At 71.7% G+C, this 23,184-nt stretch carries 21 protein-coding genes; 7 read left to right on the top strand and 14 right to left on the bottom strand.

Translation table 11 applies throughout. The features are described 5' to 3' along the window. Positions 1 to 35 precede the first annotated feature (35 nt). Positions 36 to 608, top strand: a complete 573-nt coding sequence (locus ACESMR_RS11075; RefSeq protein WP_373047138.1) for a hypothetical protein — start codon at positions 36 to 38, stop codon at positions 606 to 608. Positions 609 to 612: 4 nt separating this feature from the next. Here the strand turns inward: ACESMR_RS11075 and ACESMR_RS11070 are convergent, their stop codons facing one another. Next, entirely contained in the window at positions 613 to 957 is a 345-nt protein-coding gene (locus tag ACESMR_RS11070; RefSeq protein ID WP_373047137.1) for a translation initiation factor, read from the bottom strand. Between the two features lie 118 nt (positions 958 to 1,075). Between ACESMR_RS11070 and ACESMR_RS11065 the strand changes: the two genes are divergently transcribed. Then, positions 1,076 to 1,798 carry a c-type cytochrome gene (locus ACESMR_RS11065; RefSeq protein WP_373047136.1) on the top strand — a complete coding sequence of 241 codons (723 nt, stop codon included), beginning with the start codon at positions 1,076 to 1,078 and terminating at the stop codon, positions 1,796 to 1,798. 98 nt (positions 1,799 to 1,896) lie between these two features. Here the strand turns inward: ACESMR_RS11065 and ACESMR_RS11060 are convergent, their stop codons facing one another. From ACESMR_RS11060 to ACESMR_RS11020, 9 genes are all read right to left on the bottom strand, one after another. Continuing rightward, positions 1,897 to 2,703, bottom strand: coding sequence for an SDR family oxidoreductase (locus ACESMR_RS11060; RefSeq protein ID WP_373047135.1), 807 nt, complete (start codon positions 2,701 to 2,703; stop codon positions 1,897 to 1,899). Positions 2,704 to 2,737: 34 nt separating this feature from the next. Beyond that, the gene (locus tag ACESMR_RS11055) at positions 2,738 to 3,484 is read right to left on the bottom strand and encodes a ZIP family metal transporter (protein WP_373047134.1); all 747 of its coding nucleotides are present in this window, start codon (positions 3,482 to 3,484) and stop codon (positions 2,738 to 2,740) included. A 314-nt stretch (positions 3,485 to 3,798) separates the two neighbouring features. Then, positions 3,799 to 4,056, bottom strand: coding sequence for an acyl carrier protein (locus tag ACESMR_RS11050; protein ID WP_373047133.1), 258 nt, complete (start codon positions 4,054 to 4,056; stop codon positions 3,799 to 3,801). Next, positions 4,053 to 5,189, bottom strand: coding sequence for a dihydrolipoamide acetyltransferase family protein (locus tag ACESMR_RS11045; protein WP_373047132.1), 1,137 nt, complete (start codon positions 5,187 to 5,189; stop codon positions 4,053 to 4,055). The genes ACESMR_RS11050 and ACESMR_RS11045 overlap by 4 nt, the downstream gene beginning before the upstream one ends. Next, complete coding sequence (locus tag ACESMR_RS11040) at positions 5,182 to 6,174, bottom strand: alpha-ketoacid dehydrogenase subunit beta (RefSeq protein ID WP_373047131.1); 993 nt, start codon at positions 6,172 to 6,174, stop codon at positions 5,182 to 5,184. Before ACESMR_RS11040 ends, ACESMR_RS11045 begins: the two co-directional genes overlap by 8 nt. Continuing rightward, a complete protein-coding gene (pdhA, locus tag ACESMR_RS11035) occupies positions 6,171 to 7,145 on the bottom strand; it encodes a pyruvate dehydrogenase (acetyl-transferring) E1 component subunit alpha (RefSeq protein WP_373047130.1) in 975 nt (324 codons plus the stop codon). Before pdhA ends, ACESMR_RS11040 begins: the two co-directional genes overlap by 4 nt. Next, entirely contained in the window at positions 7,142 to 8,881 is a 1,740-nt protein-coding gene (gene acsA / locus ACESMR_RS11030) for an acetate--CoA ligase (protein WP_373047129.1), read from the bottom strand. The genes pdhA and acsA overlap by 4 nt, the downstream gene beginning before the upstream one ends. Before the next feature lie 86 nt (positions 8,882 to 8,967). Further along, positions 8,968 to 9,798 (bottom strand): DUF4397 domain-containing protein, encoded by an 831-nt coding sequence (locus ACESMR_RS11025; RefSeq protein WP_373047128.1) that lies wholly within the window; start codon positions 9,796 to 9,798, stop codon positions 8,968 to 8,970. Positions 9,799 to 9,821: 23 nt separating this feature from the next. Then, entirely contained in the window at positions 9,822 to 11,390 is a 1,569-nt protein-coding gene (locus tag ACESMR_RS11020; RefSeq protein ID WP_373047127.1) for an AbgT family transporter, read from the bottom strand. 104 nt (positions 11,391 to 11,494) lie between these two features. Between ACESMR_RS11020 and ACESMR_RS11015 the strand changes: the two genes are divergently transcribed. From ACESMR_RS11015 to ACESMR_RS11005, 3 genes are read left to right on the top strand one after another with little or no spacing between them, the layout of a single operon-like run. Beyond that, positions 11,495 to 11,989 (top strand): RNA polymerase sigma factor, encoded by a 495-nt coding sequence (locus ACESMR_RS11015; RefSeq protein ID WP_373047126.1) that lies wholly within the window; start codon positions 11,495 to 11,497, stop codon positions 11,987 to 11,989. Then, positions 11,986 to 12,537 carry a hypothetical protein gene (locus tag ACESMR_RS11010; protein ID WP_373047125.1) on the top strand — a complete coding sequence of 184 codons (552 nt, stop codon included), beginning with the start codon at positions 11,986 to 11,988 and terminating at the stop codon, positions 12,535 to 12,537. The genes ACESMR_RS11015 and ACESMR_RS11010 overlap by 4 nt, the downstream gene beginning before the upstream one ends. Before the next feature lie 38 nt (positions 12,538 to 12,575). After that, positions 12,576 to 13,217, top strand: a complete 642-nt coding sequence (locus ACESMR_RS11005; protein ID WP_373047124.1) for a hypothetical protein — start codon at positions 12,576 to 12,578, stop codon at positions 13,215 to 13,217. On the opposite strand, the gene ACESMR_RS11000 is transcribed toward ACESMR_RS11005, so the two are convergent. Then, positions 13,214 to 13,969 carry an acetoacetate decarboxylase family protein gene (locus ACESMR_RS11000; RefSeq protein WP_373047123.1) on the bottom strand — a complete coding sequence of 252 codons (756 nt, stop codon included), beginning with the start codon at positions 13,967 to 13,969 and terminating at the stop codon, positions 13,214 to 13,216. The two genes, ACESMR_RS11005 and ACESMR_RS11000, sit on opposite strands and share 4 nt — an antisense overlap. A 245-nt stretch (positions 13,970 to 14,214) precedes the next feature. Here ACESMR_RS11000 and ACESMR_RS10995 point away from each other — a divergent pair, with 245 nt between their 5' ends. Then, positions 14,215 to 16,437: a hypothetical protein gene (locus tag ACESMR_RS10995; protein WP_373047122.1), complete on the top strand. Its 2,223-nt coding sequence runs from the start codon at positions 14,215 to 14,217 to the stop codon at positions 16,435 to 16,437. Positions 16,438 to 16,504: 67 nt separating this feature from the next. Here ACESMR_RS10995 and ACESMR_RS10990 read toward each other — a convergent pair whose 3' ends face one another. The 3 genes from ACESMR_RS10990 to ACESMR_RS10980 form a co-directional block, all read right to left on the bottom strand. After that, complete coding sequence (locus tag ACESMR_RS10990) at positions 16,505 to 19,228, bottom strand: cation-translocating P-type ATPase (protein ID WP_373047121.1); 2,724 nt, start codon at positions 19,226 to 19,228, stop codon at positions 16,505 to 16,507. A gap of 81 nt (positions 19,229 to 19,309) precedes the next feature. Beyond that, positions 19,310 to 20,812, bottom strand: coding sequence for an SLC13 family permease (locus ACESMR_RS10985; RefSeq protein WP_373047120.1), 1,503 nt, complete (start codon positions 20,810 to 20,812; stop codon positions 19,310 to 19,312). Positions 20,813 to 20,876: 64 nt separating this feature from the next. Further along, the gene (locus ACESMR_RS10980; RefSeq protein ID WP_373047119.1) at positions 20,877 to 21,782 is read right to left on the bottom strand and encodes a methyltransferase; all 906 of its coding nucleotides are present in this window, start codon (positions 21,780 to 21,782) and stop codon (positions 20,877 to 20,879) included. Positions 21,783 to 21,969: 187 nt separating this feature from the next. Here ACESMR_RS10980 and ACESMR_RS10975 point away from each other — a divergent pair, with 187 nt between their 5' ends. Further along, the gene (locus ACESMR_RS10975) at positions 21,970 to 22,797 is read left to right on the top strand and encodes a hypothetical protein (RefSeq protein ID WP_373047118.1); all 828 of its coding nucleotides are present in this window, start codon (positions 21,970 to 21,972) and stop codon (positions 22,795 to 22,797) included. The last annotated feature ends 387 nt before the right edge of the window (positions 22,798 to 23,184 follow it).

Below are 23,184 nucleotides of genomic sequence, written 5' to 3'. Positions count from 1 at the left end.
GCTGCGGCACGATCGACACCGCTGCAGCTGGGCCGGTGGTCGAGGCCGAGCGGAGATGGCTCGACCTGGCGGCGCTCGACGTGACCCTCGGTACGATCGATGAAACCGCGGACGGTTCGCTGCTGATCCGGGATCCCAAGGTCCGTGCTGTCTCCCGAGGGCCGGCCGGCGACGACGCGCAGCTCGTCTTTCGCTACCTGGGGCCCACGCCGCAAGAGGCGCCCCTCGCCTCCGGGCAGCTGCGCCGGCAGATCGGGCTCAAGCTCCGCGCGCTGGATTCCTGCAACCTTCTCTACGTCGTGTGGGAGGTCGCCCCGACGCCTGCCATTCGCATCCTGCGGAAGACCAACCCGGACGCGAGTCGGCACGTCGACTGCGGCGTCGACGGCTACGAGGAGCTGGCCCCACCTTTCACGGACCTCCCGCCGATCGAGCCTCGAGACGGCGAGCACGAGCTTCGCGCAGCGCTCCATGGAACGCTCTTGAAGGTGTGGGCGGACGGGGCGCTGGTATTCGCCGGCGAGATCGCAGCGGCGGCAGACCTGCACGGGCCCGCCGGGCTCCGCTCGGACAACGGGCGCTTCGAACTCCACCTCGGCTTGAGGTAGCCGCTCAGCCCTTCACCGTCTTGAAGCCGTGCTTCGGCAGAACCTCGCGGAGCTTCTCCCGCTGATCGCCCTGGATCTCGATCCGGCCCGCGCCTGCGGTGCCGCCGACGCCGCAGGCCTTCTTGAGCTTGCCGGCGAGCTCCTTGAGCCACGCGGGATCGTTGGGCAGGTCGAAGATCACGGTGACCGCCTTGCCGCCGCGCCCCGACTTCTCGAGGCGGAGCTTCGCCACGGTCGGCGGCTCGACCACCTTCGGCGTCGGCGCGCAGGTGCAGGAGATCTCGAGCTCCTTGCACCGCGGGCAACGCGCCTGCAGCGCAGGGTCGGTCGAATAGACGATCTTGCTCATGGGCGGTACCTCGACTCCCGATGCCTCGCGTACCCTGCGGAGGCCGCGCGAGGGTAGCAGACGATGGCGCAGCCTGCGGCAGGGTCTAGGCCGCTACCGTAGACGCAAGGAGCCCCCCGTGATCCGACGCATCACCTTCGTCGTCCTCGCCCTCGGCGCCTTCGCCTGCACCGCGAGGTACGTCCGCGAGGTCTCGCTGGCGCCGATCGAGGCCAGCGCCGCCCGGATCGAGCGGGGCCGCTACCTCGTCGACCACGTCGCCGCCTGTGGGGCCTGCCACACCAGCAGGCCGGAGGGCGACATGCTCCTGCCCCCGCGCCACGACGGCTACCTCGCCGGCGGCAACTGGATGCAGGACGGCAAGCTCGGGGTCTGGATGCCCAACCTCACCGCCGACGTGGAGACGGGCCTCGGCGCCTGGAGCGACGACGAGATCGTCCGCGCCATCCGCGACGGCGTCGGCCGCGACGGCAGCTTCCTCCTGCCGGTGATGCCCTGGGGCTCCTACCGCCATCTCTCCGACGAGGACGTGCGCTCGATCGTCGCCTACCTGCGCACGGTGCCGGCGGCGAAACCCGCCACCCCGCGGCGCGAGAACGACGTGCCCTTCATGATGAACCTCGCCCTCTCCCTCGGCGCCGGCCGCGAGGATCCGGTGGAGAAGGTGCCCGAGCCGGACCGCGCCGACCCGGTGGCCTGGGGCGCCTACCTGGCGGAGGTCGGCGGCTGCAACGGCTGCCACGCCCGCGGGCGCATGGGCGTCCGGGACCGGGACGACGAATACCTGGGCGGCGCCACGGCGCCTGCCCGCCTCGCAGGCGCCTTCCTGCGGAGCCGGTGATCTCGTACGTTGCCCACTTGCCCCGCTGGCGCGGGGCGAGCGGACAAGGTGGCGCGTTGCGCGCGCAAGACGGCTTTGCGTTTTGAGACCCGGGGGGCTCAGCCCGAGCGCGGCGCGAACTTCCGGACCTGGGAGCGGAGCACCTGCGCGTAGAGGCGCCGCGGCGCGAGGCGCTTGAGGAACCACGCGGCCCGTCCCTCGCCGTGGGGCAGCACGTAGAACGCCCCGGCTTCCACCGCGCGGAAGGTCTGGTCGGCGATCTGCGCCGCGGTGAGGGGCGAGCGCGCCAGCATCTTTCGCATCACCGGCTGGAAGGCGGGATCGGGCGTGCGCAGCGCCTCGTGGAGGTTGGTCTCGAAGAAGGAGGGGCAGACCACCGTGACGCCGATCCCCTCGTCGACGAGCTCGTTCTGCAGCGTCTCGGAGAGTGAGACGACGGCGGCCTTGGTGGCGTTGTAGCTGCTCATGTACGGCACGTCGAGGAGCCCCGCCATCGAGGCGACGTTGACGAAATGGCCGCTGCGCTGCCGCTTGAAGAGCGGGGTGAAGACCCTGCAGCTCCGCACTACGCCGAGCAGGTTGATGTCGAGGATCCACTGCCAATCGTCGAGGGCCACCTGGTCGATGGCGCCGGCCATCGCCACGCCGGCGTTGTTGATCACCACGTCGACGCCGCCCCAGCTCCTCTCCAGCCGGTCCCGCGCCGCGACCAGCTCGGCCTCCTGCCGCACGTCGCAGCGCAGGAAGATCGCCTCGGTGTCGCGCTGGAGTGCGGCAAGGGTCTCCGCGCCGCGGGCCTCGTGGATGTCGCCGATGCAGACCCGCCAGCCCGCTTGCGCGTAGCGCTCGGCGAGCGCCCTGCCGAAGCCGCCGGCGCCACCGGTGACGAAGACCCTCTTTTCCACGCTGCTCCTCCTGCGCCCGGAATGGCGGGGGATTCTAGCCGGATGCGAGCAGCCGGATCGCCAGGAGCAGACCGAGTCCCGTGGCGAAGGCGGCGAAGTGGAGGAGGTTGATCTGCCAGCGCTCGTGGCGGTTGACCTCGGGGATGAGATCGGACGCGGCGATGTAGACGAAATTGCCTGCGGCAAAGGGGAGCAGCAGCGCCACGTCGAGCTGCCGGGCGAGGAGCCAGGCCACCACCCCGCCGACGAGGAAGGTCAAGCCCGAGAGCAGGTTGTAGAGGAGCGCCTTGCGTGGCCCCCAGCCGCCGTGGACGAGGACGCCGAAGTCGCCCAGCTCCTGCGGGATCTCGTGGGCCGCCGCTGCGAGCCAGGCGCCGATCCCGACGCGCACGTCGATGACGAAGGCGCCGGCCACCGCGAGGCCACCGATGAAGTTGTGGAGGCCGTCGGCGACGAGCAGGAGGTAGTTGAGCGGCTCGGTGTGCTCCGAGAGGCTGCGGTGGCAGTGGTGCCAGCGGATGAATTGCTCGAGTACCAGGAAGAGGCTGAAACCCACGGCGAACGAGAGATAGACCGCAAGTCCGTTGCCCAATTCGTCGATCGCCGCGGGGAGCAGGTGGAAGAGGCTGCCACCGAGGAGCGAGCCTGCGGCGAGCGCGACGAGGGGAAGCACGAGCCGCCGCATCGTCGCTTCGCTGAGAAAGAGGGTGACGCTTCCCACCAGCGCGATCGCCGACATCGCCAGCCCACCGCCGAGGATCCACGCAAAGCGGTCGTCCACGGCTCAGCACCGCCCTGCTGCAGCAACGGACCCGCTGCATAGATTCCACAGGAAAGGGGGAGAAGCGCGATGCATTGGCGTTGTTCGGGGTGCGGAGGCTATTGGGATTACCCGCCGGGACCGGGCCTGGGAGGGGGCCACTGGTGCCCGCCCCAGGCGGTCGTTCCGTCGCAGGCCGCGCCGCCGCAGGCAGGACCGGCAGGCGACACGGCGGCGCTGCACTCGGCCCTCGCGGGGATCGGCGAGCAGATGCAGCGCATCTCCGAGCGGCTCGAACGCCTCGAGGCTAAGACGGGCCGGTAGCCGCACGGAGATCATCCGCTGGCCGTGGCGGCGGCGAGGTAGCGGACCAGGCCGCCCAGGGTCTGGAGCTGCGGGTAGTCGGCCTCGGGGATCTCCACCTGCAGCTCCTCGCTCAGCCGCACCAGCAGGTTGAGGAAGTCGTAGGAGTCGATGTCGGCTTCCTCGCGCAGCGGCGCGTCGTCGGGGATGTCGGCAGGCTCGATCTCCGGCGCGATCGCCTGCAGGTGCCGGGAGACGAGCTGCCGCACCTCCGCCTCGTCCCGTTTCACAACGCCTCCGGTCGTTGGAGCAGGCGATCGATCGCGGCGAGGAAGCGCGCGCCCTGCACGCCGTCGCTCACCCGGTGATCGGCTGCGAGGGTGGCCACCACCGCCTGCCGCGCCACCACGCCGCCCTCGACGCAGAAGGGCCTGGGGCCGATCCTGCCGAAGCCGACGAGGGCCACCTGCGGCGGGTGGATCACGCCGTAGACGGTGGGCACGCCGAGGTCGCCGAGGCTGGTGACGGTGAGCGTCGGATCGGCGAGCTCGGAGGCGCGGATCGTCCCGGTGCGGACCCGGGCGATGAGATCGCCGAGGGCCGCCATCAGCTCCGCCGGCGTCTTCCGATCCGCGTCGTGGATCGCCGGCGCCACGAGGCCGCCGCCGCGCAGCGCGATCGCCGCGCCGAGGTGCACGCCTTCGCCGGGCCGGAAGGCGTCGTCGACGTAGAAGCCGTTCATTGCCTTCATGTCACGTGCGGCGAGGGCCACCGCCTTGAGGAGCAGCGCCACCGGCAGGAGCCGATCGCGGATCGGACGCCCGCGGTTCTGCTCCTCGAGCCAGGCGAGCGCGGCGGTGAGCTCGATCTCGGTGGCCAGGTAGTAGTGGGGGATCTCGCGCTTGGAGCGGGCCATCGAGGCGGCGATGGCCCGGCGCATCGCTGCCGTCTTGTCCGGCGCAGCTGGAGCGGGAGGCGGCGCTGCAGCGGCGGCACGCTCCACGTCCTCGATGGTGACCGCGCCGCCGGGACCGGTGCCCTCGAGCGTCTCGGGATCGATGCCATGCGCTGCAGCATGTTTGCGCGCAGCAGGGGAGATGCGCTTGCGGTGCGCGGGACGCGGCGGCGCAGACGCAGGCGCAGGTGCAGCCAGAGGCGCAGGTGCGGGTGCAGGGGCCGGTGCCTTCCCCTCACCCCGGATCCGCGCCAGCGTCGTCCCCACCGGCACCTTCGTCCCGGGCTGCACGTCGATCGCCTCGACGGTGCCGCTCTCCCAGATCTCCACCTCGATGAGGCCCTTGTCGGTCTCCACCGACGCGATCACCTGGCCCCGCTCCACCCGATCGCCGGGCTGCACCTTCCACTCGACGAGGGTGCCCGCCTCCATGTCGGCGCCGAGCGAGGGCATCCGGAACTCAGCCATGGCCGATCCCCATCTCCTCGACCGCAGCGACGATGCGCTCCACGGTGGGAAGCGTCGCCTCCTCCAGATGCCGCGCGTAGGGCACCGGCACCTCCAGGCTGCACACCCGCGCCACCGGCGCGTCGAGCTCGTAGAACGCGTTCTCCATGATCCGCGCGCTCACCTCCGCAGCGAGGCTGCCGCTGCGCCAGCCCTCGTCGATCACCACCGCCCGGCGGGTCTTCGTCACGCTCGCCAGGATGGCGTGGGTGTCCAGGGGGCGCAGGCAGCGCAGATCGAGAACCTCCGCCTCCACGCCGCGCCCGGCGAGCTGCCCCGCCGCCTCCAGCACCCTCGGCAGGGCGCCGCCGTAGGTGACGAGGCTCACGTCCCTGCCGGGCCTGCGCACCGCGGCGCCTTCGAGCGGCACCGCGCCCGCGTCGACGGCGAGATCGCCTGCCGTCGGATAGAGCCGGATGCTCTCGAAGAGCAGCACCGGATCCGGATCGGCGAGCGCCGCTGCGAGCATGCCGCGGGCGTCCTCGAGGGTCGCCGGCACCGCGACCTTGAGACCGGGGATGTGGGCCAGCCAGCCCTCGAGGCTGTGCGAGTGCTGGGCGGCGAGCTGCCTGCCGGGCCCGGTGGCCATGCGGATCACCAGCGGCACGCCCAGCTGCCCGCCGGACATGTGCCGCAGCAGCGCCGCGTTGTTCACGATCTGGTCGAGGGCGAGAAGGGCGAAGTTGACGGTCATCACTTCGACGATCGGTCGCATCCCCGCCAGCGCCGCGCCGATCCCGGCGCCGACGAAGGCCGCCTCCGAGAGCGGCGTGTCGCGGATCCGCTCCTCGCCGAACTCCGCCAGCAGCCCCTTGCTCACCGCGAAGCAGCCGCCGTACGCGCCCACGTCTTCGCCCATGAGGAAGACCCGCGGATCCCGCTGCAGCGCCTCCCGCAGCGCCTCGCGCACGGCCTCCCGGTAGGTGATCCGGCGGGTCGTGCTCATGGCGTCACCGGCTCCGCGTAGAGGTGTCGCTCGAGAGTGGCGGGATCCTCCCACGGCGATTCTTCCGCGAACGCCACCGCCGCTTCGATCTCCGCCGCAGCCCCCTCCTCGATCCCCCGCAAGGTCTCGTCGTCGAGGAGCCCTTCGTCGCGCAGCCGTGCCACGAAGCGCACGATCGGATCCCGCTTGCGCCACGCCTCCACCTCGGCCTTCGGCCGATAGAGCTCCGGGTCGAACATCGAATGGGCGCGGAAGCGGTAGGTGTGCAGCTCGAGGAAGGACGGCCCGCCGCCGCCCCGGACCCGTGCCACCACACGCCGCGCCGCCTCCTCCACCGCGACGACGTCCATCCCGTCGACGCTCTCTGCCGGCACGCCCTGCGCCCGCGCCTTCACGCAGACGTCGGTCTGCGACTGGGAGCGGGAGAGCGCGGTCCCCATCGCGTAGAGGTTGTTTTCGCAGACGAAGAGCACGGGGAGCTTCCAGAGCGCTGCGAGGTTGAGCGACTCGGAGAACGTGCCCTCCGCCGCACTCCCTTCGCCGAAGAAGACGGCGGTGACGTCGGCGCGCCCCTGCATCTTGTCACCGAGGGCGAGGCCGGCGGCGATGGGCAGGCCGCCGCCGACGATGGCGTTGCCCCCGTAGAGCCGGGCGCCGGTGCAGAAGAGATGCATCGAGCCGCCCCTGCCGCCGCTGCAGCCGCCCGCTTTGCCGAACATCTCGGCCATCACCGCGTCGGCGGAGATCCCGCGCAGCAGCGCGTGGCCGTGTTCGCGGTAGGTGGCCACCACCGGATCGCCGGGCTGCAGCGCGGCGATCACCCCGGCGGCCACCGCCTCCTGGCCGATGTAGAGGTGGAGGAAGCCGCGGATCTTCTCCGCCTGGTAGAGCTCCGCGGCGCGCTCCTCGAGGCGGCGGATCCGCATCATCGAGCGAAGCAGCTCCAGCGCGTGGGCGCGGTCGAGGCTCACGGCGCCGTCTCGAGGGTGGAAGTGTCGCCCTCGGGGAGCCCCAGCTCCCGCGCCTTGAGGAGGCGGCGCATGATCTTGCCGCTCCTGGTGCGCGGCAGAGGCGTGAGGAAGTCGATCTCCTTCGGCGCCACCGCTGCGCCGAGGCGCTTGCGGGCGTGGCCGATGAGCGCCGTTCGCAGCGCCTCGTCGGGCGCCCAGCCGTCGTGGAGCGAGACGAAGGCCTTCACCACCTCACCGATCATCGGATCGGGTTTGCCGATCACCGCTGCCTCGGCAACCGCCTGGTGTTCGAGGAGCGCGCTCTCCACCTCGAAGGGCCCGATGAGATGGCCCGCCGATTTGATCACGTCGTCGGCGCGGCCCACGAAGAAGAAGAAGCCCTCGTCGTCCACCCGGGCGAGATCGCCGGTGAGGTACCAGCCGCCGGCGAAGGTCTTGCGGTAGCGCTCGTCCTCCCCGAGGTAACCGCGGAACATCGAGGGCCAGCCGGGACGGATCGCCAGCTCCCCCTGCTCGCCGGCCTTCACCTCCTCGATCGATCCGTCGGGCAGGCGCCGCACGATCCCCGCATCGATCCCGGGCAGCGGCCGCCCCATCGAGCCCGGCTTGATCTCCATGCACGCGTAGTTGGAGACGAGGATCCCGCCGGTCTCGGTCTGCCACCAATTGTCGTGGATGGGCAGGCCCAGGACCTCGTCGCCCCAGATCACCGCCTCGGGGTTGAGCGGCTCACCCACGCTGGCCACGAAGCGCAGCGCCGAGAGATCGTGGGCGCGGGGCAGCTCGGGGCCCGCCTTCATCAGCATCCGTATCGCGGTGGGTGCCGTGTACCAGACGGTGATCTTCTGCTCCTCGAGGATCCGGTACCAGCGATCGGCGTCGTATTCGGCTTCGTCGACGATGCTGGTCACGCCGCACGTCGCGGGGGCGATGATCCCGTAGGAGGTGCCGGTGACCCAGCCCGGATCCGCGGTGCACCAGAAGACGTCGTCGTCGTGGAGGTCGAGGGCGATGCGGCCGGTGGCGTGGTGGGCGACCACCGCCTCGTGGACGTGGATGGCGCCCTTCGGTTTGCCGGTGGTGCCGCTGGTGAAGTGGAGCAGCGCCATCTCGTGGGGATCGGTGGGCGGGATGGTGAAGGTGGGCGAGCCGCCGGCGAGCAGCTCCTCGAAAGACAGTGTTCCGTCGAGGGCGCCGCCCACCAGGATCACGTGCTCGAGGCTGGGGAGCTCGCCGCGGAGCGGCGCCACCTTGCGGCGGTAGAGCGAGGGGGTGGTCACGAGGACCCGGGCCTTCCCGATGGAGAGGCGCGCGCGGATGGGCTCCGGCCCGAAGGCGGAGAAGAGGGGGCTGAAGACGCTCTTGTTCTTCAGGGTTCCCAGCGCCGTGACGTAGAGCGCCGGGACCCTGCCCAGGAGGCCGAAGACCGTGTCGCCCGCGCCGACGCCGAGATCGCGCAGGGCCGAGGCGAAGCGGTTGGTCCGTTCGGCGAGCGATCCATAGGTGATCGCCTCGGTCGTTCCGTCCCGGCCCAGCCAGCGCAGCGCGACGCGATCGCGCAGGGGACCTGCTGCGTGGCGGTCCACCGCCTCGTGGGCGATGTTCAGCCCCGCCCCGCCGGGGAGCCCGTCGAGCCAGGTGCGCGCCTCCGCCCAGGAGAAGCGGCGCCGGTACGACGCGTAGTCCTCCATGTTGGGAGCGACGCGCTGGTGCCCCTTCCGGATCCGCTCTCGCATGCTTCCCCCGTTCCCGCGGATCTAGGGGCGCTGCAGGCGGGGAAGAACCATGCGAACGGGTGCCCGCTCCCGGGCGCCCCAGGACGTCAGTCGGGGAGGGCGACGCTGCCGGCTGCCTCGACCACCCCGTCCTCCGCCTGCACCACGAGGAGTGGCGAGCCCGTCTCGTCGGTGACGGCGTAGACGTTGTAGTAGGTGGCGGCCTCCAGGGAGACGGGGGCATAGGCGATGTCGGCGACACCGTCGTCGTCCGTGTCGAGGCCGAACTCGTAGCTGGCCGCCTCGATCTCGAAGGGCTCGGTGAAGCTGCCGAAGGAGACGTCGTTCACCAGGGTCGAGGGCGTGGGCGCGAGCTTGAGGATGTCGACCTCTCCGACGCCGTCCGCTGCGTGCATGAGGCGCAGCCGCGCCCGCTCCGTGGGAAGCTCCTCCACCTGATCCGGGAAAGCGGCGCCGCCGGCGCTGAGGGCCGAGCCCACCGCCACCACCGTGTAGACGCCCTCCTCGAGGAGGCCGAGCTGGAGGTCGACGAGCGGCTCGGTGGCGCTGCCGCCGGTCTCCACGAAGGCGAAGGTGGTGGCGCCAGCGGGGACGAACTCGTACGGGCTGCCGTCGCCGAAGGCCAGGCCGGGAACGAGGAGCGTGACGTCGTTCGTGTAGAGGTCGAGCACCGGCCCGTCGCCGACCAGGTGGATCGCCCGGATCCGGGCCTGCGGTCCCACCGCGCCGCCCGTCCCGCCCGTCCCGCCGGTGCCACCGGTACCACCCGTGCCTCCGGTGCCGCCGACGCCGCCGGTTCCACCGGCGCCGCCCGTGCCGCCCGTGCCGCCCGTGCCGTCTGCGGCGTCCTCCGTGTCGCAGGCCAGCGTCGGCGCCGAGAGCAGCGCCGCGAGAAGGAGCCATCCGTACCGTCGCATCACGTGCCTCCCTTTCCCTTCGGTCACGACGCCTGCCCCTGCGGGAGGTAGTGCACGGGGGCATCGGGGCCGAGCGGGATGCCCAGCGAGATCCACACCACCAGCAGCACGACCCAGGCGATCGCCAGCGCGATCGAGTAGGGCAGCATCGCGGAGATCAGCGTGCCGAGCCCTGCCTGCGGGTCGTAGCGCCGCGCGAAGGCGACGATGATCGGGAAGTAGGGCAGGAGCGGCGTGATGATGTTGGTGATCGAGTCGCCGACGCGGTAGGTCGCCTGCACCGTCTCCGGCGAATAGCCGAGGAGCATGAGCATCGGCACGAAGACCGGCGCCATGATCGCCCACTTCGCCGAGGCGCTGCCGATGAAGAGGTTGATCCCCCCGGAGATCGCCACGAAGCCGATGAGCAGCGCGATCCCGGCGAGCCCCGACGCCTGCAGGAGCTCCGCCCCCTGCACGGCGAAGATGAGGCCGAGGTTGCTCCAGCCGAACCACGCCACGAACTGCGCCGCGACGAAGGCGAGGACGATGTAGGGCCCCATCGTCGCCATGGTGTCGCCGGTCATCTTCGCCACGGTCTTGTCCGAGCGGATCGTCTGGGCCACCACGCCGTAGGCGAGGCCCGGCACGAAGAAGGCGACGAGGATGAGCGGCACCAGGCTCGAGAAGAAGGGCTCGAGGCCGCCCGATGGCGAGCGGAGCACGCCGTCCGCCGGAAGCGTCATCGCCGCCGCCACCCCGAGCACCGCGAGGAAGGCGAGACCCGCGACGAGGAGGCCGCGCCGCTCCCGTGGCTCGAGGGTGCCGAGGCTCGCCTCGCCGCCTTCGTCCGCGCCGTTGCCGCTCCAGGTGCCGAGTCGGGGCTCGACGAAGCGGCCGGTGACGAAGGTGCCCACCGCCACCACGAGCACCACCGAGACCAGCATGAAGTAGTAGTTGGCGGTGGGCTGCACGACGTAGGCGGGATCGACGATCCGCGCCGCCGGCTGGGTGAGGCCCGCCAGCAGGGGGTCGAGCGAGGTGAGGAGGAGGTTGGCGGAGAAGCCCCCCGATACGCCGGCGAAGGCTGCGGCGAGGCCGGCGATGGGGTGGCGGCCGATCCCGGCGAAGAGCACCGCTCCCAGCGGCGTCAGCACCACGTAGCCCGCGTCCGCTGCCATGCTGCTCATCACGCCGGCGAAGACGAGCGTGGCGGTGAGCAACGACTGGGGCACCGCTGCCACCAGCCCTTTGAGCGCCGCTGCGACCAGCCCGCTCCGCTCGGCGACGCCGATGCCGATCATCGCCACGAGCACCGTGCCCAGGGGCGGGAAGGCGGCGAAGTTGGGGACGAGCTCGGTGGCGATGCGCCGCAGCCCCTCGGCGGAGAGGAGGTTGGTGGCGCTGATCGTCGCCCCGGTGCCGGGATGCTGCACCGAGACACCCGCCGCGGCCGCCAGCCAGGAGGCGACGAGGACCACCGCGCCGAGGATCACGAAGATGGTGAGGGGATCGGGCAGGCGGTTGCCGATCCGCTCGATCCGATCGAGCCAGCGCAGCGTGAACCCGCGGGGGGCCGGCGTCGCCGCCGCCGCCGAAGTGACCTCGGGCATGCGTCCTCCTTCTCCTTGGGTGAGAAGGCCGATCCTAAGCGCACGGGGCCGGAAAGCAGCGGAGGCCGTGTAAGGTTTCCGCTCGCCGGCGGACAGTAGGGGACATGACGGTCGACGAGCGACTCCAGCGCATCCTCCGCGACGAAGGCCCCGGGCTGGGCCGGGTCGCCGCCCTCTACGCCCGTTCGCGTGTGGAGGAGGAGGACCTGCGCCAGGAGATCGTCTTCGCGATCTGGCGCGCGCTGCCGGCCTTCCGCGGCGACTGCAGCGAGCGGAGCTTCGCCTACCGCATCGCCCACAACCTCGGCCAGAAGCAGAGCCTGGGGCGGCGGCGGCAGGTGGCGCTCGAGGAGGCGGAGCTGCCGCCTGCGGCGGAAGCCGATCCCGAGCGCTCGGCGGAGGCGCGGCTGCGCTACCGCAAGCTGCTGGCGGCGCTGGCGGGGATGCAGCCGTCGGCGCGGCAGGTGGTAGCCCTGGCGCTGGAGGGCTTCTCCCACGCCGAGATCGGCGAGGTGGTGGGAGCCAGCGCCGGCGCGGTGGCGGTGCGCCTCCACCGGGCGCGCGAGGAGCTGCGCAAGCGGCTGGAGGAGGCACGATGAGCGATTGGAATGAATGGCAGGCGGATTTCACCGGGGGCGGGGCAGCGATCCGCGAGGGGGAGCTGCGGCGCTACCGGCGCAGGCAGCAGCGCAAGCTGGCGATCGAGGTGGCGGCTGCAGCCGTGGTGATCGGCTGGTACGGCTTCCTCCTCTCCCGGAACCCGGCGCCGCCGACGGTGGCCCTGGGCCTCGCTTCGACGATCTTTCTCGGCGTCTACCTGACCTACCTCTTCCTCAACCGGCATGCGGCGCTGCGGGGCAGCGACGCCCCCACCACCGCGTGGATCGAGGTGCTGCGCCGGCGGGTGGAGGCGGATCTGCGCTGGAACCGCTTCCTGGGCCGGTCGATCGCGGGCGCTGCGATCCTCGGCGCGCTCTGGGCGCCGTGGCAGCTCGCGCATTTCTGGTCGACCTACCGCGCGGAGCCGATGCGTGCGGTGATCGGGATCGGCGGCTTCTACGCGATCCTCGGCGGCCTCTGGATCTTCCGGCGCCGGCAGCTGCGCCAGTTGCGGGCGCAGCTCGCCGATCTAGACGACGCCTCGTAGGTTGCATGGAGGCGCCGGGCCGGGGATCCTTGCGCCCCATGAGCATCCCGAAAGGCGCGCTTCCGGCGCTTCTCTTCGCCGCCGTCGCCTGTGGCGAGGGGGCCGCAGAGCCGCCGCCGCAGTTCGCCGCCAGCTGCCGCATCCTCGCCGCCAGCCCCATCGGCCCCCACGAAGCGCCGCTCGGCTTCTCCGCCGACGACGCAGCCCGGCTCGCGCCGGTGCGCGCAGGCTACCGCCTCCTCTACGGCTACGATCCCGCGGTCGATCCCGCGGTGGGCCTCGAGGTGGGTATCGAGGCGATCGATCCCGACCGCGTCTTCTTCATCGAGCGGTCGGTGGAGCTGGTGGGCGACGTGGAGATCCCCTGTCCCCAGGCGCTCACCTTCCCGGCGGTGGTCCGCTTCCGCAGCCTCGACGGCGCCTTCGACGAGGCACTTCCCGTCGATCTCTACGCCACCGGGCCCGCCGCCCATGAGTGGCTCGCCTTCGTGCCGCTCGGTTCGCTGCGGGGCGACTTTGCTCCGGTGGAGGAGCGGGGCTGGGTCCACCGCGGCGTGAGCTTCGGCGCGCGCTTCGAGAACGGCGCAGCGGTGGGCGGCGTCTCGCTCACCTCCGAGAACGGCGGCTCGACGCGGGTGGGAACGGTGGGCCTCTGGGGGGAGAACCCGCCGATGCGTTAGGCAGGTGGCTGCTCCTCGTGGAGATCCTCGTGGAGATCCTCGGGCAGCGGCGGCCGCCAGGCCCGGTGGGCGAGGATCCGCGCCACCCGCGGCGCGTCCATCATCCTGCCGCGCATGCCGGTGACGGCGACGCCGACGAGCGGATCGCCGAAGTCCCGCAGCCAGCCCAGGGGGCTGCCCGCCGGGACCTCGAACCGGATCCTCGCGAGGCGCTGCTTGCCGCGCATCTGCTGGGTGGAGACGAGGAGGAGCTCGTCCCGCAGCGTCGCCGCGCGCATCGGCGGCGAGGGGACCGGGAGCAGGCCCTGCCGGTAGCGGACGTGGACGAGGGGCCTGTCCGGATCCCCCACGGTGCAACGCCCCTCGACGCGACCGCCGCGCTTCCTCTCCTCCCAATCGAAGGGGAGGAGGAGCTTCGGCGCGCCGACCAGGGCCCCGCCGATCCGCGCCGGCTCGCTGTCGACCACCAGGGTGTGGTTCCAGACCGCCGGGACGCCGCCCACGTGGACGAGCGCCGGGTTGATGCCGAGCTCGTGGTATTCGAGGGTGGATCCGGGGCCGTAATCGCCGAGGAACGCCGTGGCCACGGTGCGGCCCGGGAGGACGGCGGCGATGGCGAGCTCCCGGGGCACGAGCGCCCGGACCGATTCGATCGGGACGATCCACGCCGCCGCCAGGAACGCCTTGTCGCCGACGGGCCGCCAGGTCTCACCGAGAACGGGGATGCGGCCGCGGGGTGCATCGATCGCCATGGGGGAGCGGTAGGCACCCATGGCCCGCCGGGCCAGCGCCGAAGACCCGCGCGGGGCCGCCGCCCGCGTGACGAGCGGCTTCTCCCTGCGTGAACGCGAGCGGAGCGGCCCGGAGGAATTCCGGGGGATTGGACCCGCTCGAAGCGTGCGGATTTCCGCACTATCGAGCCCACGGTTGGACGTGCAAACGCTCTTCCTTTCGAAAATCACCCGTTGCATGCGCAACGGAGGAAAGGACGGAACGGATGCACGCGAAGCGTGGGGGCACGGGGCGTCTTTTCGTGCTGGCAGGCGTTCTCGCCGCCGGCCTGCTTGCTGGCTGCAGCGACGGCAACGATCCCGCCGGGGGCGGCGGCACAGGCGGAAGCGGTGGAAGCGGGGGCACCGGCGGAACCGGTGGGACCGGCGGAACCGGTGGCACCGGTGGCACCGGTGGAACGGGCGGTAGCGGCGGTTCGCCCGGGAGCGCGAGCCTCGGCTCGGTGACCATCGGCGACCTCTCGCTCCTCGACGCTGCTGGGGCGGCGCTGGAGGAGGGGAGGATCCTCCACGACGAGCTCGAGAACGCCGGCAGCGAGCGCATGCCGACCGTCGAGATCGGCCTCGACGGCGATCTCGCCTCGGTGCAGGTCCACCTGGCCACCGCCGACGGGAGCCTCGTCGCCTTCGACGGCGAGGTCGCGGTGGAGGACGGCAAGGCGGTGCTGCCCATCGATGCCGAGCTCTTCGTGCACCTGCCCTACCGGCTGCAGATCGACGCAGGTGCCGGCAGCCTCGATCTCGACGGCGAGACGGTGGACGAGGTGCAGGCCTGCTTCTTCGTCGACGACGGCATCGCCGCAGCGGCGGATATGGGCGCGCCGGTGGTGAGCGCCATCGGCTTCGACGTGGAGCAGGTGGAGAGCGACGCACCCTTCCACGCGCTGGTGGCGATCGTCGATCCGAGCGGCGTGGCGGAGGCGAGCCTCGAACTCGAGTTCTTCAGCGACCTGGGCCAGAACCAGCGGGTCGAGGGCAGCCTCGCCTACGATCGCAGCAACTGCCTCTACGCCGGCGCGCTCTCCATCCCGATGGGCTACCAGGATGGCGAGTGGCGGGTGGGGCGGATCGTCGTGGCCGACGCTGCGGAAGGCGCCAACCTCCGCAAGCTCGAGCGGGGCAGCAGGGGCTTCTGGGGTGAGCTGGTCGACTCCTACCTGGGCAACTCGGTGGCGGTTCCGGTCACGACCATCGAGGTGACCAACCGCACGCCGGATCTCTCCTTCCCGGTGCTCGAGACCGTCCAGATCGCCTTCGCCGACGACGTGGCCGAGATCACCATCGGCGCCGGTGACGAGGGACTCGGGCTGGAGTCGGTCTTCGCGGGGCTGGGCAGCGACGCCGGCTGGCTCGATGTGAACCTCGAGCGCGACGACACCACCGGGGCGTGGAAGGGGAGCCTCCCCATCGCCGCGTGGCGTGAGAGCGCCACCTGGCACGTGGGTATGGTCATGCTCCGGGACGCTGCGGGCAATGAGCGCGCCTACAACGGCAGCGCCACCGAGCCCTTCTTCTACTACCACGAGACGACCTTCGATCCGGTCGAGACGCAGATCCCGCCCGCGGTCGTCACCCGCACCCCCGGCAGCGGCGACACCGATCGCCCGGTGCTCGTCTCGGCGGCGTTCGGCGCCGCCACCTACGCGGGCCGGGCAACGCCGACGATCCGGATCGGCGCCACCGACGCCGCCAGCGGCGTGGGCTCGATCCTCGGCACCGTCTCCACCTCCGACTGCGATCTCTTCGCGGTCGATGCGGTGCGGCGCGAGGTCGCCTTCGTGCAGCAGCAGGACGGCAGCTGGGAGGGGAGCTTCGAGATGTACTCCTCCGACGCGAGCGGCACCTGGAAGCTCTGCCAGCTCGGCGTGAGCGACGTGGCCTACAACTACGCCGATCTCTCGGTGGTGGACGGGACCTACCAGGACGTCTTCGCCGAGGTGGACACCGGCGTCGCGGTCGCCTCCTTCGAGTTCACCGGCACCGCCGCGCCGGTGGCGACCGACCTCGCCGCGGCATCGATCACGCCCACCGAGACCAGCGGCGGCGTCGCCGAGCTCTCCCTCGGCATCCGGGAGGGCACCTCGTCGGTGGCGCGGATCGAGGCGGGCTTCCATCGGCCCGCCGACGAGACCACCGGCTGGGTCGAGCTGCGCCCGGACTTCAGCAAGGTCGGCGTCGCCGACGGCGTGGCCACCTGGGAGGCGGTGCTCAACGTCCTGCCGGGCTACGACGAGGGCGAGTGGGTCCTCGAGCGGATCGAGCTGATCCACGAGGACGGCACCCGCTCCAGCTGGACCGCCAACCTCGTCACCGGCTTCTACGACGTGGGCGGCGGTGGTGGTGGCGGCGGGCCCCTCGGCGCGCTGCGGGCCAACCTCGCCGGCGAGCCGGTGCCCGTGGCGAAGCTGACCAAGGTGGCAGCGCAGTAGTCTGCGCTCGGCCGGGCGGTGGGTGGCGCCTGCGGGCGTTGGCCCACCGCCGGCCACCCTGCCCGGATCACGCGGCTCGCTGCCTGGCGCCCTCCACCCGCATCTCCTCTTCCAGCCGGGCGAGGGCAGGGCCCCGCAGCCGCTTGAAGAGATCGACCACCAGCACCAGCGAGAGGCCGAGGCCGACGAGGAGGAGCCAGGTCCGCAGGTCGACCGGCCGCACCTCGAGGACGCGGTTCACGCCGGGCGTGTACATCGCCGCGACGTGGATCGCGTGCGCGCCGAGGATGCTCACCGGCACCAGCCAGTTGCTGCGCAGCGGGATCCGGAAGCTGGAGATCCGCTCGGAACGCACGTCGAAGACGTGGGCGTTCTCGAAGAGCACCATGAGCAGCAGCAGCGCGTTGCGGGACTCGACCGCGCTCCAGCCGAGGATGGCGTAGAGCACGTAGAAGAGACCGAAGCCCACGCAGGCCATGTAGACCCCGGCGACCAGCGTCTGCTCGATCATGCGGCGATCGACGATTCCCTGCTGCGGCGGCCGGGGCTTGCGTTGCAGCACGCCGGGCTCTCCCCGCTCGAAGGAGATGGCCACGTGCTGCACGCCGTTGGTCACGAGGTTGAGCCAGAGGAGCTGCACGGGGCTCAAGGGGATCGGAACGTCGAAGAAGATCGCGAGAAAGAAGAGCAGCACCTCCGCCACGCCGGTGGAGATCAGTAGCCACGTGACCTTGCGCACGTTGTCGTAGGCGATGCGCCCCTCCTCGATGCCGCTGGCGATCGAGGCGAAGTTGTCGTCGGTGAGGATGAGATCGGCGGCGCGGCGGGCGACGTCGGTGCCGCTCCGTCCCATCGCCACGCCGATGTGGGCGCCGTTGAGCGCCGGCGCGTCGTTGACACCGTCGCCGGTCACCGCGACGAAATGTCCCTGCTCCTGGAGCGCCCGCACGATCGTGAGCTTCTGTTGCGGCTCGATCCGGGCGAAGACCCGGGCCTCCTCCACCCGCCTGCCGAGCGCTGCCGGATCGGCTTCGAGCTGCTGCAGCTCCCTGCCGGTGAGGGCCGCGGCGGGCCCCGCTCCCAGGCCGATGGTGCGCGCTATGGCCAAGCCCGTGGCGGGGTGATCGCCGGTGACCATGCGGACGTCGACGCCCGCCTGCTTGCAGCGCTCCACCGCGTCGGGAACCTCGGGGCGGATCGGATCGATCAGCCCCACCATCCCGAGGAAGCGCAGGCCCCGCAGATTCTCGTGGACGCAGCCCGCCTCCGCCGCGACGGGGCCGCCGGCGAGGGCGATGACCCGGTAGCCTGCAGCGGCGAGCTCCTCCTCCGCTGCGAGCTGCGCCGCCTCGTCCACGCCCTCGCACATCGGAAGGACCACGGAGGCGGCGCCCTTGACGTGGGCGTGGAGCACGCCGCCGGCGCGGTCGAAGCTGGCTGCGTATTTGCGCTCCGGCTCGTAGGGGAGGAAGTCGATCGGCTCGTGCTCCTCGAGGAGCAGCTCGCGGAACATGCCCCGCTTCGCGGCGAGGACGAGGAAGCCCAGATCGACCGCGTCGCCGGAGCGCTCCACCCGATCGTCGGTGAATTCGAGGTGCGCCTCGTTGGCGAGCGCGCCGCTGCGCGCGCAGGCATCGACCGCTGCGACGATCTCCGGCGGGGCCGGCGCGTCGCCGACGGTGAGGGCGCCGAACCGCGTGTCCGCACCGCCGCCGATCTCGACGTCGACACCCGCCGGTGTCCGCAGCCGCCGGGCGGTGAGCTCGTTGGCGGTGAGGGTGCCGGTCTTGTCGGAGGCGATGAGCGTGCAGGCGCCGAGGCCCTCGACGGCGGGAAGCCTGCGCACGATCACGTTCCGCTTCGCCATCCGCCGGGAGGCGATGGCCAGCGCCACGGTGATCGCCACCGGGAGACCTTCGGGGATGGCGGAGACCGCGAGGGCTACGCCGAGGAGGAAGACCTCGACGAGTGGCTCGCCCTTGGCGACGAGCACCGCGAAGAGGAGGATCACCGCGACGAGGACGGCGACGGCGATCATCGAGCTGAAGCGCCGCAGCCGCAGGACCAGCGGTGGGGGCTCGTCGTGGGCGGCGCCGAGCGAGGCGGAGATGACGCCCACCTCGGTCGCGGCGCCGGTCCTCGCCACCAGGCCGCGGGCGCGGCCCTGGGTGATCGAGGAGCCGGCGAAGAGCAGGTTGCAGCGATCGCCGAGGGGGGCGTCCGGATCGCAGAGGGTGTCGGCCCGCTTCTCCACCGGCATGGACTCGCCGGTGAGGAGCGACTCGTCGCTGCGCAGATCGTGGGCGAGGAGGAGGCGGAGATCGGCGGGGACCGCCTCGCCCGACTCGAGGAGGACCACGTCCCCGGGCACGAGCTCCTCCGCCCCCAGCTGGCGGACGTTGCCGTCGCGGAGCACGCGGGCGTTGATCCGCATCATCCGCTGCAGCGCCTGCGCGCTCGTCTCCGCGTGGGATTCCTGTGCGGTTCCGATCACCGCGTTGACGAGGAGAACGATTCCGATGAAGAGCGCGTCGGCCCATTCTCCTGCCCAAATCGCCACCGCTGCGGCGATGAGGAGCACGTAGATGAGCGGGCTGGCGAATTGGGAGAGGAAGAGCCGCAGGAGGGAGGCGCGCTTCTCCTCGGGGAGACGGTTGGGGCCGTAGCGCTCGCGGCGGCGCAGCACCTCCGCCTCGGTGATCCCCGCTTCCCCGCTCTCGAGGTCGGCGAGGGCCTGCGCCGTGGTGCGGGTCTGCCAGGGGATGCTGCCGAGCTGCTGCGGATCGAGCACCGTCTCTTCCCTCCTCGGCAGATTCTGACGCCGCGGGCGGTGGAGGAAAGATCAGGTCGCCGCCGAAGGGTCGGGAAACGTTCATCCGCCGAAGAGCGGGCGGGCGACGAACCAGGTGATCACGGGGATCACCACCGCAGCGGCGACGTTGACGAGGAGGCCCGCCCGGACCATCTGCCCCATCGTGATCCGACCGGAGCCGAAGACCACGGCGTTGGGCGGCGTTGCCACCGGGAGCATGAAGGCGCAGCTGGCGGCGAGGGTCGCCGGGATCACGAGGAGCCAGGGGGAGAGGTGGAGGCCGCCGGCGATCCCCGCGAGGATGGGGACGAAGGTCGCCGCGGTGGCGGTGTTGCTCGTCAGCTCGGTGAGCACCAGGACGAGCAGCGTCACCGCCACCACCAGCAGGAAGGGCGGGACGCCGTGGAGCGCCTCGACCTGCGCGCCGAGAAAGCGGCTCACGCCGTTGCGATCGAGCGCCGCCGAGAGGCTGAGGCCCCCGCCGAAGAGCAGCAGGATCCCCCACGGAAGCCTGGCTGCGTCCTCCCAGCGCATCACGAAGGTCGACGCCTTGCGATCGAGCGGGATCGCGAAGAGTGCCATCGCCGCCAGCATCGCGATCGCGGGATCGCTCAGGCGCGCGAAGACCCGGCTGCCGCCGATCGACACGTGGGTGAGCAGGGGCTGGCCGAGCCAGAGCGCGACGGCGCAGAGGAAGACGGCGAGGGTCGCCTTCTCGCCGCGGCCCAGGGGACCGAGGTGCCCCTCGTGCAGCGTGGCGGCGTGGGGCTCCCAGCCGTGGGGCATGGGGAAGCTCCAGCGCAGCCCGATCCACGTGAGCGGGAGGAGGACGAGGGCCATGGGCAGGCCGATGGCGAACCAGCGGACGAAGGAGAGCGTGGTGCCGAGGTGCGCCTGCGCATAGGAGGCGAGGAAGAGGTTGGGCGGCGTCCCGATCAGGGTGGCGACCCCGCCGATGCTGCAGCCGAAGGCCACCGCGAGCAGCAGCGCCGCCGCGAGGTTCCTTGCGCCGGGATCGGCGGAGTCCGTCGCCTCCTGCGTCCCCGTCATCCGCGCGATCACGCTGGTGGCGATCGGGAGCATCATCACCGCGGTGGCGGTGTTCGAGACCCACATGCTCAGGAAGGCGCTTACCGCGAGGAAGCCCGCGATCACGCGGCCGGGGCTGGTGCCGATCATGGCGAGCGTGCCGAGGGCGATTCGCAGGTGCAGGCCCCAGCGCTGCATCGAGAGCGAGATCACGAAGCCGCCGAGGAAGAGGAAGATGAGCGGGTTGGCATAGGGTGCCGCTGCCTCCTTCATCGTGGCGACACCGGTGAGCGGCAGGAAGACCAGCGGCAGCAGCGCGGTGGAGGAGACGTGGATCGCCTGGGTGAGCCACCACGTCGCCATCCACACGGCAAGCGCGGCGGAGGCCCGTCCCGCCGCGCTGAACGCCTCCGTTTCCCCTGCTGCGGAGCGGAAGCTCTCGGGCAGGGCGAGGAACACGAGGAGGGCGAGGAGCGGTCCGCCGAGGAGGCCGAGCCAGCGCACCGCCGTCCGGGAAGGAAGCCAGGGAACCATGCGCTGCAGATGGGGAGCCCTGCCGCCACCGCAAGACGCCGCAGCCCCGCGGAGGGGGGCCCGGCTATCGCGCGACGGCCTCGAGGGTCACCACGGCGATCCGCTCCACTGCAGCGTATCCAGGCTGCTCGAGCTCCTCGCCGAAGACGTCGGGGTCGAGCTCCTCGTAGCGCCAGTGTGCGGCTGCGGCGAGATGGGGCGCGAGTGCGGCGCGGAGCCGATCGGCGCCCTCGACCACCGGCGCCCCGGCGTAGAGGAGGAGCCTGCCGCCGGGGCGCAGCCGCTCCAGCGCTTCGCGGGTGATCCGAACGGCGAGGCCGGTTCCGAGCTCGCCGCCACCATCGCGGTAGGAGCGGCCCCGCGCGTCGGCCAGGTAGGGTGGGTTGGCGACGACGAGATCGAAGCTGCCCTCGACGCCTGCGAGAAGGTCGCTCTCCCGCAGCTCGACCACAGCCCCTGCGAGCACGGCGTTGATCCGGGCGAAGCGCAGCGCCCTGGCGTTCACCTCGCCGAGGACGACGCTGCCGCCGCGCGGGGCGAGGACGATGCCGCCGGCTCCTGTGCCGCAGCCCACGTCGAAGAGGCGCTCGAAGCCTTCGACCCGCCGCTGCAGCCAGGAGGCGAAGCGGTAGGTGTCGGGGCCGAAGAAGACGGCGTCCTTCGCCTCGGTGGGCCACCCGTCGTGGACGAAGAGGTGGGGGCCCAGCGAGGAGAAGCGCACCGCGCTGCGAAAGAGGGCGCCATGGGGCTGCAGCGCCTCGGCGCGAACGAGGAGCTGGTGGAGCGCCGGTGGCAGCAGTCCCGCGCGGAAGGGCCGGCTCCAGCCGAAGACGTCGCGGAGATCCGCCGCCTCCTCCTGCCGGCGCCGGAAGACGCGCTCGTGGGTGGCAGGGGTGACGGTGGTGAAGTGATAGCCGCTGGAGCGGAGGGCCTGCCCGAGCTCCACCAGGGCCCGATCGCGTTCTTCCACCGGTGGAAGCTGGGGATGGGCAGGTGGGGCGGCAAGCGCCAGCGCGTCAGAAATTCGATGGGGTGCGGGGCGAATCGATACGGGGTGGGACGGGCTGGGCAGGCGAAAGGGGCCGGCGACCGGGGGTGCAGGCACTACGGCTCGCTTCTTGCTGGCCGAGCGCGCAGGCGAGAGGGGGAGCCGCGAGATGCACCTGCAGCAGCGCAAGCTGGTCCTCGACCGCATCGGATCGCGAGGCTCCCGCGGCGATCTCCGCGAGCGCGTTGCCGCCGCAGCGTCTCGGCTCGAGGAGGCGCTGGAGGGCCTCCGCGCGAAGGGCGACGGGCGGGAGCAGCTGCTGCTCCTCACCTTCGCCGCGGTCGCCGACGCGCTCCTCGACAACGGCGCCGGTGCAGGGCGGAGCCTCGAGGAGGCGCGGGCGTCCCTCGGCGTGCTCGACGACCCGGCTGCGGCGGAGAGCGCGGCGCTCCTCGAAGGGATCCTCGAGCTGGCGCAGGCGCGGCTCCACGTCCAGGCGCTCCGGCAGGCGCAGCAGGGTGCCGGCAGCTGCCGGAACCCGAGGCGTGCCAGCGCGCTCGAGGAGCGCGCGCGGCTGCGGTCGCCCTCCGGCGCGACCGCTGCCGGTGTCGGGACGCTTCGCCTCCTCGATGCATCGGCCTGGAGGGAACCCGGAGCAGCGGCGGAAGCAGGCGCCGCGCTGCGAATCGGGCCGGACGGCAACTTCTTCGAGCTCCCCGGCGGCGCCCGCGCCGACCTGCGGCGGCGCGGGGCGATGCGGCGGATCTTCCTCGCCCTGGTCGAGCAGCGGCTCCTGGCCCCGGGCGAAGGGCTCTCGCAGCAGGCCCTCGCCGACCTCGGCTGGCCGGGGGAGGCAATCCTCCCCGACGCTGCCGCATCCCGGGTCTACACCTCGATCCGGACCCTGCGGGCGATGGGGCTCGGCGGGATCCTCCGCAAGCACGCCGACGGCTACCTCCTCGATCCGGACGTCGCCGTGGCGCGCGCAGGCTGGTAGCGCCGCAGCGGACCGAGCCATTCGAAACGTTGCTGCTCGGAAAAACAATTTCTGTGGGGACAAAATCATCACCTCCCCGTCCCGGTAGGTGGGGAAGACCGCACCACGTCCGCTTTCGGGGCCCCCTGCGGCAGCTCCGCGCCCCGGGCAGGGATCTTGCTCTCTGTCGCGGGTGCGACGACCCGGGGAGAGAACCGGGGCGCTTCAATCCCTGCAGGAGGCCTCGATGCGGATGGGCAAAGCAATCGTCCTGGCTCTCACCACGGCGGTGCTGGTGGCGGGCTGCGGTGAGAGGCTGTGAAAAAATCCCGGCGCGGGATCGACCGACGATCCCGGCGCCGGTACGCTGCACGGCATGAAGAAGCGCTCGCAGCCCACGCTCTTTCA

The organism is Vulgatibacter sp. (assembly GCF_041687135.1).
Classification (GTDB): domain Bacteria; phylum Myxococcota; class Myxococcia; order Myxococcales; family Vulgatibacteraceae; genus JAWLCN01.
Note: the sequence above shows the minus strand (reverse complement) of the source record. Positions and strands in the feature narration are given on the sequence as shown.